At 72.0% G+C, this 10,393-nt stretch carries 6 protein-coding genes; 4 read left to right on the top strand and 2 right to left on the bottom strand.

The features are described 5' to 3' along the window. Positions 1-1,604: Hsp70 family protein (locus tag HOV91_RS21035; RefSeq protein WP_174187115.1), on the bottom strand; the 1,604-nt coding region annotated here is incomplete at its 3' end. A gap of 297 nt (positions 1,605-1,901) precedes the next feature. Between HOV91_RS21035 and HOV91_RS21030 the strand changes: the two genes are divergently transcribed. From HOV91_RS21030 to HOV91_RS21015, 4 genes are all read left to right on the top strand, one after another. Then, a complete protein-coding gene (locus HOV91_RS21030; RefSeq protein ID WP_174187114.1) occupies positions 1,902-4,952 on the top strand; it encodes an IniB N-terminal domain-containing protein in 3,051 nt (1,016 codons plus the stop codon). A gap of 36 nt (positions 4,953-4,988) precedes the next feature. Next, the gene (locus HOV91_RS21025) at positions 4,989-6,851 is read left to right on the top strand and encodes a dynamin family protein (RefSeq protein ID WP_174187113.1); all 1,863 of its coding nucleotides are present in this window, start codon (positions 4,989-4,991) and stop codon (positions 6,849-6,851) included. Further along, a complete protein-coding gene (locus HOV91_RS21020) occupies positions 6,848-8,401 on the top strand; it encodes a dynamin family protein (RefSeq protein ID WP_312884719.1) in 1,554 nt (517 codons plus the stop codon). Before HOV91_RS21025 ends, HOV91_RS21020 begins: the two co-directional genes overlap by 4 nt. A 134-nt stretch (positions 8,402-8,535) precedes the next feature. Further along, a complete protein-coding gene (locus HOV91_RS21015; protein WP_174187112.1) occupies positions 8,536-9,180 on the top strand; it encodes an HhH-GDP family DNA glycosylase in 645 nt (214 codons plus the stop codon). A 10-nt stretch (positions 9,181-9,190) separates the two neighbouring features. Here HOV91_RS21015 and HOV91_RS21010 read toward each other — a convergent pair whose 3' ends face one another. Next, positions 9,191-10,354 carry a zinc-binding dehydrogenase gene (locus HOV91_RS21010; protein ID WP_174187111.1) on the bottom strand — a complete coding sequence of 388 codons (1,164 nt, stop codon included), beginning with the start codon at positions 10,352-10,354 and terminating at the stop codon, positions 9,191-9,193. Positions 10,355-10,393: the final 39 nt, after the last annotated feature.

The following is a 10,393-nucleotide window of genomic DNA, read 5'->3' as shown; positions in this document are numbered from 1 at the left end:
GGCTGGGGCTGCGGCTGCGGCGCGGGTTGCGGCGCCGGGGAGTCCGCGGGAGCGGGAGCGGGTTGATCGGGACTCGACTCGCTGTTCACCACGGCCACGCTGGTGCCCTGGGCCGGTGACGAGGGCGAACCTGCTTGCGGCCCCTCGGTTTTCGGTCGGCCGGTAGCGCTCGCGGAGTTCGTGGCGGCGACGCCGGACGGGGCGGACGGGTCGCCGGTCTGCGCCCCCGTCGTCGCGGCGACCTGCGCGGCGCCGCTCGGGGACTGTTCGGTCGAGGGGGGATTGCTCGGGCCGGACTGGATGCCGGTGCCGATGGCGACGGTTCCGGTGGTCAGCAGGCCGATGGCGACCACGACGCCCGCCACCACCGCGAGGCGCCGCTTGCTGGTCAGCGCGCGACCGCGCGCGGGGCGGTCCTCGGGCAAGTCCGGCAGACCGGCGGAGGGCAGCGCCCTGGGCTGCGGCACGGTCTCGTCCTCGACGCCAGGATCGATCATGGGGAGCTGGTCGGTCTCCGCGGCGAGCAGATCGGCGGCCAGCAGCGCCGCGCCGCGTGCCGTGGTGTGCTCCGGGTCGGGAGCCGCCACGACCGGCAAGCCGAACTCGGAGGAGATCAGTTCGGCGACCAGCGGGATGGCGCCGCCGCCTCCGGTCAGCAGGACCCGGCCGACATCCCCGATGTCGATGCCCGCGCGGTGCACCGCGTCGCGGATCAAGTCGATCGAGCTCAACAGCGGTCCGCGCAGCAGGTCTTCCAGTTCGCCGCGCACCAGTCGCACGGTGCTGCCGTACGGATCCGCGGGGTCGACCCGAACCTGAACAACCGTCGCGGTATTTATGGAAAGCTCTTCTTTCGCTTTTCTGCAGCGCTCCCGCAAAGCCGATAATTCGCGTTCCACCACCGGATCGAACGGATCGAAATCCGCGCCGAGCACGGCATTTGCCAAGACATAGCGCATGGTCAGCAGATCGAATTCCGCTCCGGCGACGTCGGTGCTGCGCAGCGGCGCGCCCAGCAGGCTGGCGTGCTCGCCGGTGCGTACCACCGAGACGGTCGAGCCGCTCGCCCCGAGATCGAAGACCACCACCGCGCCGTCGTCGGTCCTGCCGTGCGCGGCGTCGAGCCAGCGGATCGCGGCGGTCGGCTCAGGGACCAGGGTCACCTCGCCGAGCCCGGCCCGCTCGAGCGCGTCGCGCTGGATGTCGACGGTGTGCCGCGACCACCACGCCGGGTGGCAGGCGACGATCGCCCGGTCCTCGTCTCGTCCGGTCTCGGCGGCGATCTCGTCGACCAGGCAGCCGATCGCCGTGGCCACCAGGTCAGGCGCGGAATACGAGGAGCCGTCCTCGGCGAAGATGCCGACCGGGTCGCCGACCCTGGCGAGGAAGCCCTCCAGCAGGACGTCACTGGAATGGCGGCCGGTGGAGCGAGCGCCCGCGCCGAGCGTGGGCGCCATGTCCTCCGACAGTCGCAATACGCTCGGATGCGAGCGTAGGTAACCGCCGCCGGACGGACCGATGCCGTCGTCGCCATCTTCCGTAGCCGCCACGGCGACCGAATTCGACGCCCCGACAGTGATGCCGAGCGCCAGGCGCTGTGTCATTCAGAACCCCGTTCGAAAAGCTGTCTGGTCCGGTGTCGCTGCTGTGTATCCGAGATGGTGCGCTTGGCGTTGTAGTTGCCGACGCAACCGTTCTGTCGGTTGCTGGCCATCAGCCGTTACCTCGTTAGGGGATCGTTTAGGGAAATTCCCCTAATTCCGCTCCCACCCCTATCGGGTGCCCCCGGCCGGTCGTAGGGGTTCGCCCCGTTTCGGCGTAACGGGATGCGCTCCTAGCGTGATTTGCATTCCAACGACTGCGGATCAGCGAGGTCCGCCGGGACTCAGGAGACGATTCTCATGACACCCAACGCGATTCTGGAGTTCATCCTCGGTCTGCTGCGGAACCACGACGCCGCGGTCGCGTACTGCGCCAACCCGACCCAGGCGCTGGCCAACGCGGGCCTGAGCGCGGTGACACCAGAGGACATCACCCTCTGCGCCCCGATGGTCGCGGAGTCGGCACTGGTCACCGGCGGATCGCAGCTGCAAGCAATCGTCGCGGCGGGCGCGCAGACCGGCGCGGCGGCAGCGGTCGGCGCGGCGAGCACCGTGGGTGCGGCGGCCGTGGCCGACGCCGGAGTCGACCTGGGGGCGGATCTCGGAGTCGATCTGGGTGGGGGCGCTGGTGGCGGCGTGGACGTCGACCTCGGTGTCGGCACCGGCGTCGACGTGGGCGCGGGTATCGGCACGGGCGTCGACCTCGGCGCGAGTGTCGACGTGGGCGCGGGCCTGAACACCGCGATCCAGACCGGGCTGGAGATCGGCGCGGGGCTGGGTGCCGGACTGGCCGCGGGGCTCGACACCGTGGTGAACGCGGGGGCCGATCTGTCCGCCGCCGTGGGTGGCTTGCTGGGCGCGGGCGCCCAGGTGATCAGCGGCATCGGCGCGGGCGTCGACCTCGAGGGCACGGGAAACGTCGGCGGAGGTCTGGAGACCGGCGTCTCGACCGGCATCGATGCGGCACTGGGCGCGGGCGGCGGTCTGGGCGCGGGCTCGGAGGGCGCGGTGGACGCGGCGGCCGGTCTGGGCGCGGGGCTCGAGGGCGCGTTGGACGGGGCGGCCGGGGTGACGACCGACCTCGGCGCGGGCCTCGGCGGCGTGGTAGACGCGACGACCGGTTTGACGACCGGGCTCGGCGCGGGCCTGCAGGGCGCGGTGGACGCGGCCGCCGGCCTGACCACGGGTGTGGATGCCGCTCTGGGTGCCGGAGCCCAGGCGGGCGCTGATCTGGGTGCCGGGCTCGGTGCGGGCCTGGGCGGCGTGGTGAACGCGACGACCGGCCTCGGCGCGGGTCTGGAAGGCGCCGTGAACGCGGCCACCGATCTGACCGCGGGTCTCGGTGGCGGAGCGCAGGCGGGCGCTGATCTCGGTGCCGGGCTGGGTGCGGGTCTGGAGGGTGCCGTGGACGCGACGACGGGGCTCGGTGCGGGTCTGGGCGGCGCGATCGGCGGCGTAACCGACATAACTGCGGGTCTCGGCGCAGGTCTGGAAGGCGCTGTGGATGGCGCGACGAACGTCACCACCGGCGTGAATGCGGGTCTCGATAGCGGCCTCGGCGCGGCGACCGATCTGACCGCGGGCTTGGGCGCGGGTCTGGAGGGCGCCGTCGACGCGACAACGGGCATCGGCGCTGGGCTGGAAGGTGCCGCGGGTGCGGCGACTGATCTGACCGCCGGTCTGGGTGCTGGTCTGGAAGGCGCATTGAACGGTGCTACCGGTGTGACCACGGGTCTGGAGGGTGCCGCGGGTGCGGCGACTGATCTGACGGCCGGTCTGGGTGCCGGTGCGGGAGCGAGCCTCGGTGGCGGTTTGGAAGGTGCTGTCGGCGCGGCGGGCGGGCTGACCACGGGTGTGGATGCGGCGCTGGGTGCGGGTGCACAAGCCGGTGCAGGTCTTGGGGCGGGCTTGGAAGGTGCTGTCGATGCGACGACCGGTCTGGGCGCTGGCCTGGAAGGCGCATTGAACGGTGCTGCCGGTGTGACTACGGGTCTGGAGGGTGCCGCTGGCGCTGCGACTGATCTGACCGCCGGTCTGGGTGCCGGTGTGGGAGCGAGCCTCGGTGGCGGTTTGGAAGGTGCTGTCGACGCGGCGGGCGGGCTGACCACAGGTGTGGACGCGAGCACGGGCTTCGAGAGCACTGTGGGCGCGGTCGGCGACCTGACGACGGGTATCGGCGCCGGGTTGAGCGGTGCGGTGGACGGAGCCGGTGAAGTGACCAGCGGCTTGGACACCGCGCTGGGCGGTGCGTTCGACGCCACCGGTCAGACCACGACGGGGCTCACCGGTGGAATCGACAACTCGGCGCAGGGCTCCGGCAATCTGACCGCCGGACTGGGCGGAAACTTCTCCTCCGCCGTCGGTGGCGCCGGAAACATCGGAACGCAGGCGGCGACCGGCCTGGAAACCGGGCTCGCGACCGGCCTCGGCGCGGCCGTGAGCACCGGAGCCGAGCTGGGCGGCGGACTGGAGAGTTCGCTGAACACCGGCGGGCAGCTCGGCACGGGTCTGGAATCCGGTCTCGGCGGAGCGCTCGATGCCGGGATCGAGGCGACGACCGGACTGGAGACGGGCCTTTCCACCGGTCTGGGCGGAGGCGTGGACGGCGCTGTGCAGGCGGGTACCGGCTTCGAAACCGGACTCGACGGCGTCATCGACGCGGGTGCGGGCATCGGTTCCGGGTTGGCCGCTGGACTCGGCGCGGGCGCGCAAGCAGGCGCCGGACTGGGCTCCGGCCTGTCGGCTGGGCTGGATGCTGGTGCGCAGGCGGGTGCGGGTCTGGGTTCGGGTCTGTCGGCTGGGCTGGATGCTGGTGCGCAGGCAGGTGCCGGTCTCGGCTCCGGCCTGGCTACCGGAATCGACAGCACGGTCGGCGCGGGCTTGGAGACCGGCCTGTCCACCGGTCTCGGCGCCGCGGGCAATGCCGGCGCTGGCCTGTCGACCGGTCTCGAAGGCGCGTCGAGCGCGGGAGCACACCTCGGTTCGAGCCTGGACAGCGGAATCAGCGGCACCGCGAGTTCCCACGCGACGTCCGGCCTCGACGCCACGGCCGGTCTCGGCGGTGCGGCGCAGTCGACCGTCGACGGCGCCGCGGACGCGACCTCCGGTCTGGCGGGCTCGGCGAGCGGCGCGGCGCACGGTGCGGTGGACACCGGGGCCGGGCTCGGTGGCAGTGTGGGTTCGACCGCGCACACCTGGTCCTCGCTGGACGTGTCGAGCGCCTTCGGCTCGGGTCTGGACAGCACGACCGGCGGCAACGCCGACTCGGGCCTGTTCGGCGAGAGCCACGCGAGCACGGAGTTCAGCGGGTCCGCGGGCGCCGACCTGGGTGGCGATACATTCCTGCACTGATAGTTGCCCGGTAAACGGAAAGAGGTCCATACCGCGATGGGGACGCCTGCGCCGAATGCCACTCCACCGGCGGTACCGCTGCTGTCGGTACTGGGTGAAACCGTCGCGGCGGCCCGTGCCGCGGGCCGCAACGATCTGGTCGGCCGCCTGGAAGTGGCGGCCGACCGGGTCCGCGACCCGCGCAGGCGCATCGTCGTCGCCGGGCAGCTGGATCAGGGCAAGAGCCGTTTCGTCAACGCGCTGCTGAACCTGGACATCTGCCCGGTCGGTGACGACGCCACAACCACTGTGCCGATGCTGCTGGCCAACGGCCCGCAGCCGCGCGCGGAGCTGGTGCTCGCGGCGCACGGCGACTCCAGCGGTGCGGAGACCAGGGTGGCGGTGCCGATCGCGGAGATCGGCGCGATCGACCCGCGCTCACCGCTCGCGCAGGGACGGCGGATCGTTCGGCTCGAGGTCCAAGTGCCCAACGCCCTGCTGGCCGACGGCATCGTGCTGATCGACACCCCGGGCGTCGGCGGGCACGGCAATGCCCATGCCACCGGCGTGCTCGGACTGGTGCCCGCCGCGGACGCGGTGCTGGTGCTGTCGGACGCGTCGACCGAACTCACCGAGCCCGAATTGGCGTTCCTGCGACAGGTGCGGGAACTGTGCCCGACGGTCGCGCTGCTGCTCACCAAGACCGACCTGTACCCGCACTGGCGGCAGGTGCACGAGGCCGATGTGGGCCATCTCGCGCGGGCCGGACTCGACGTGCCGATGATCCCGGTGTCCTCGCTGCTGCGCAGCCACGCGATGCGGTTGCAGGACCGGCAGCTGGGCGTGGAGTCCGGCTTCGGCGCGCTCTACGAGTTCCTGCGCGACCAGGTGGTGGCGCGCGATCAGCTGGCCACGCGCGCCGCGGTGGCCCGCGATATCCGTTCCGCGGCCGAGCATCTGGCCCTTGCCCTGGGCAGTGAGCTGGTCGCGGTCCGCGATCCCGCACAGGGCGCGGCGGCCGTGCGCGAGCTGCAATCCGCCCGTGGCGCGGCCGAGGAACTGCACCGCAGGACCGCGGCCTGGCAGCAGACGCTCGCCGACGGCATCACCGACCTGGCCGGGGACGTGGACCACGATCTGCGCGACCGCCTGCGCAACATCGCGCGCAGCACCGAGGAATGGATCGACGAGCACGATCCGGGCAGGCACTGGGACCGCATCGCCGAACACCTCACCGGCACCGTCGACACCGCCCTCGGCGACAACCTGCTGTGGACCCACTCCCGCGCGATCGAACTCGCCGAACGCGTCGCGGAGCATTTCGCCGAGCTCGGCGCCGTCGACCTGCCGGACGTGCGTCCCGGCGCGGGAGCCGACACCGGCCGTGCCATCTCCGGCACGCTCGCGGATCTGGAACCCGACATCGGGTTCGGCAGCAAACTGCTAGTCGGCATGCGCGGCTCCTACGGCGGCGTGCTCATGGTGGGGCTGGCCAGCACCTTCGCCGGGCTGGCCCTGCTCAACCCGATCTCGATCGGCGCGGGATTGATCGTGGGCGGCAAGGCGTTCCGAGATGACAAGCAGGCCCGGCTGGCCAAGCGGCGCAACGAGGCCAAGGCCGCGGTGCGCCGTTTCGTCGACGACGTGGCGTTCCAGGCGGGCAAGGACTCGAAGGACCGGCTGCACCGCATCCATCGCGCGTTGCGCGACCACTACGCGGGCGTCGCCGAACGCAGCCTGCGCTCGATCGATGAGTCGCTGCGGGCCGCGCAGGAGGCCGCGAGCATGGTCGCCACCCGGCGCGCCGAACGCGGCGCACAGCTGGAACAGCAGCTGCGCGTGGTCGCCGAGCTGCGCCGGTACGCCGACGCCATGCAGACCGCACTACCGATGGGACCCGCCGGTACGGTAGCCCCGTGAGACGTGATGGTGGCGCGGTGCCGGGGATCGTCGCGGAGGCGCATCGGCTGGTGGGCGCGGCGCAGGCGGCGCTGGCGGGCGAGCCGCGCCCGCGTGCCCTGCTGACCGACTGCGCCCGCCGACTGGACCAGCCGTTGCGCGTCGCGCTGGCCGGTTCGATCAAGGCGGGCAAATCGACCCTGCTGAACTCCCTTGTCGGGCAGGACATCGCTCCCACGGATGCCACCGAGTGCACGAGGGTGGTCACCTGGTACCGATACGGTTCGACGCCCAGCGTGACGGCGTACGCGCCCGACGGCGCCCGTGCGCACGTGGTGGTCCGGCGCGGCAGCGGGACGCACGGGCTGACCTTCGACCTGGACCGGCTGAACTGGAACGCCCCGGCCCCGAGTGAGGTCGACCATCTCGAAGTCGAGTGGCCCGCCGCCGCGCTCGCGCACACCACCATCATCGACACCCCGGGTACGTCGTCGCTGTCGCGCGAGGTGTCCCGGCGCACCGCGCGCCTGTTGACTCCGGGTGCGGACGACGAGCGCTCCGAGCAGGGCATCGCCATACCCGGCGCCGACGCGGTGGTGTATCTGCTGCGCCGGCTGGACGCCACCGACGTGCAGTTCCTCGAGCGCGTGGGCGCCGGAACCGCCGCGGCCAACGGCGGTCCGGGAGCGTCCGGGCCGCTCGGCATCGTGGGGGTGGTCTCGCGGGCCGACGAGATCGGGGCGGGCCGCATCGACGCGCTGCACTCGGCGCGCGATGTCGCCACGCGTTTCGCCGGTGAACTGGAACGAACGGGTCTGTGCCAGGCCGTGATCCCGGTCGCCGGGCTGCTCGCGTTCGCCGCGGCGACGCTGCGGCAGCAGGAGTTCGCGGCTTTCGAGACGCTGGCGCGCGTCCCGGTCGACGAACTGAGCGCCGCGCTGCTGTCGGCGGACCGTTTCGCGCGCGCCGACGTGCCGCTTCCGGTGCCGCCGGAACTGCGAGCGCAGCTCGCCGAGCGGTTCGGGCTGTTCGGCATTCGCATGGCGGTCACGCTGATCCGGCTCGGCGTCCGGGATTCGGCCACGCTCGCCGCCGAATTGACCAGCCGCAGCGGAGTGGACGAACTGCGCTCGGTACTCGACGTGCAGTTCGGTCAGCGCGCCGACCAGCTCAAAGCCCATTCCGCGCTCACCGCGCTGGCCCGGGTGCTGACCGCCTATCGCGGCACTCAGGCCGACCGCCTGCTGCCGAGGGTGCGCACCCTGCTCGCGGACGTGCACGGTTTCGCCGAGCTGCGCCTGCTCGGCCGCCTGCGCACCTACGAATTGGCGCTGCCTGCCGACGATCTCGCCGAATTGCACCGCCTCATCGGCGGCTCCGGCATCGCACCCCACCTGCGTCTGGGCCTTCCGATCGACGCGCCGCTCACCGCGCAGCGCGCGCAGGCGGTCGCGGCGGTGCGGAAGTGGCGCACCCGGGCTCGTCACCCGCTCGCCGACCAGTTCACCGCCACGGCCTGCCTGACCGCCGCCCGCAGCGCGGAGGGCACCTTGAGCGTGCTGCCGGAGTGAGCGGCGGGCGTGCCGGCGCCCGCACCGCTACGGCACCGTGACCTGCGGCGAGACGCTTCGCCGAACCGCGCCCGCGCCGCCGGTGTAGCCCCTTCGCGCCCGGGTATGCGCCCTGGTAGCGAGAGGAGGTAACGATGAGCCAAGAGGACGTCGTACACGAATTGCTCGTCCGCGCGGGCACGGGGTATGCCGAGGAAGCGGGTATCACGCTCGACGACAAACCGGCCGCGCTCTTCCAGTTGCTCATGCTTTCCCAGCTGCTCAGTGCCCGCATCGCCGCCGAGATCGCGATCGCGGCCACCCGGGAGCTGATCGGCAGCGGCTACCGGACGCCGCACCGGGTCGCGGACGCCGACTGGCAAGAGCTGGTCGACGCGCTCGGCCGGGGGAACTATCGCCGCTACGACGAGAGCACCGCGACGAGGCTCGGGCACAACGCCGCGCGGGTGCTCGACCGCTACCACGGTGACCTGCGGGAGCTTGCGAAGAAGGCGGACAACGACCCGCAGCGCGCCGCGGAACTGCTCCAGGAGTTCGACGGCATCGGTCCTACCGGGGCCGATATCTTCCTGCGCGAGATCCAGGACGTCTGGACCTGGGTGCGGCCGCATTTCGACGAACGCGTACTGCGTGGCGCCAAGCGCGTGCAGTTGCCGGAAGACCCCGACCGGCTGGCGCGTCTGGCGCCGGACCACCACACCGCGGAGCTCGCCGCCGCCCTGGTCCGGGTGACGCTGGACGAGAAGATCGCCGACGAGGTTCTCGCCGCCGCGCCCTGAGCGAGCGCCGTCAGACCGGCGCTGTGGCGCGGACGCGCGGGTCGATCAGGATCTTCGCGTGCCGCTCCGGGTTACCGAGCGCGGTGAATGCCTCCGCCACGCCGTCCAGCCCGACCGTCCCGGTGATCAGCGGGCTCGGATCGACCTTTCCCTCGGCGAGCATGTGCAGGGTGTCGCGGAACTCGCCGGGGTCGTAGCCGAGCACGAACCGCAGCTCGATCTCCTTGTTGATCGCCATCGCGGGATGGAAGCGGTCGGTTTCCATGCACACCCCGACCACGACCACGCGCGACAGCGGCGGTGCGGCCGCCAGAATCTGATCGATGATCCCCGGCACTCCGACACATTCGAAGATCACCGGCCCGGCCGGGCCCGCGTTCAACGTGTGCGCCAGCCGGAAGACATACCACCACGGCAGGTTGGGAACCCGCCGCAGGCGATCCATGGTGTCGAACCCGAGTCCGAGGATGTCGGTGACGCCGTTGATCCGGCTCTTCTTCGGCGCGGCGGCCCAAGGCGATTCCGTCGCCGGGTCGACCACGACATCCGCGCCGCAGGCGGTGGCGAGTTCGCGACGGCGCGGCGAGAAGTCGCTCGCGACCACGGTGCGCACACCCGCGGCCTTCAGCATGCTGATCACCGCGAGGCCGATCGGCCCGCAGCCGATGACGAAGGCGGTTCGTCCCTTGCCGACGCCCCCTTTGCGCACGGCGTGCCAGGCCACCGCCATCGGTTCGGTCAACGCGGCGTGTTCGGCGGACAAGCCGTTGGGCACCGGCATGGTCATCGATTCCTGGACCACCACCTGTTCGGCGTAGCCGCCCGGCGCCGCGGTCGACAGCCCGACCAGGTGCGGTTGCCTGCCGTGCCGGACGATCGGCAAGGCAACCACCGCCGTCCCCGGCTTCCATCGCTTGCGGCAGTCCGGCCCGTAATCGACCACGGTGCCGCTGAATTCGTGCCCGAGCACCACGCTCTGCTCCGAGCGCATGAAGTGCTCGTAGCCGGTGGCCGAGGCCAGGTCGGCCAGTTCGTCGGCGTGGGTGCGGGCATGCAGGTCCGAGCCGCAGATACCGCAGCGCGACACGTCGATCAGCAGCTGACCGGAGCCGGGCCGCGGCGTGGGCAGCTCCGCGACCTCGAACTCGGCGGCGGTGACGACGGCGGCCCTCATGGCGACTCCTCGGCTCGGCGGCGCGCGGCGGTCCGGCGG

Origin of the sequence: Nocardia barduliensis (assembly GCF_013315795.1) — a bacterium.
Lineage (GTDB): Bacteria > Actinomycetota > Actinomycetes > Mycobacteriales > Mycobacteriaceae > Nocardia > Nocardia barduliensis.
The sequence above is the reverse complement of the archived record's forward strand: the minus strand, read 5'-3'. Positions and strand labels throughout refer to the sequence as shown.

What these genes read in the sequence shown, in the direction of transcription:
- HOV91_RS21030 (WP_174187114.1), top strand. Translation starts at nt 1,902, where the DNA reads ATGACACCCAACGCGATTCTGGAGTTCATCCTCGGTCTGCTGCGGAAC.
- HOV91_RS21015 (WP_174187112.1), top strand. Translation starts at nt 8,536, where the DNA reads ATGAGCCAAGAGGACGTCGTACACGAATTGCTCGTCCGCGCGGGCACG.
- HOV91_RS21010 (WP_174187111.1), bottom strand. Translation starts at nt 10,354, where the DNA reads ATGAGGGCCGCCGTCGTCACCGCCGCCGAGTTCGAGGTCGCGGAGCTG.
- HOV91_RS21025 (WP_174187113.1), top strand. Translation starts at nt 4,989, where the DNA reads ATGGGGACGCCTGCGCCGAATGCCACTCCACCGGCGGTACCGCTGCTG.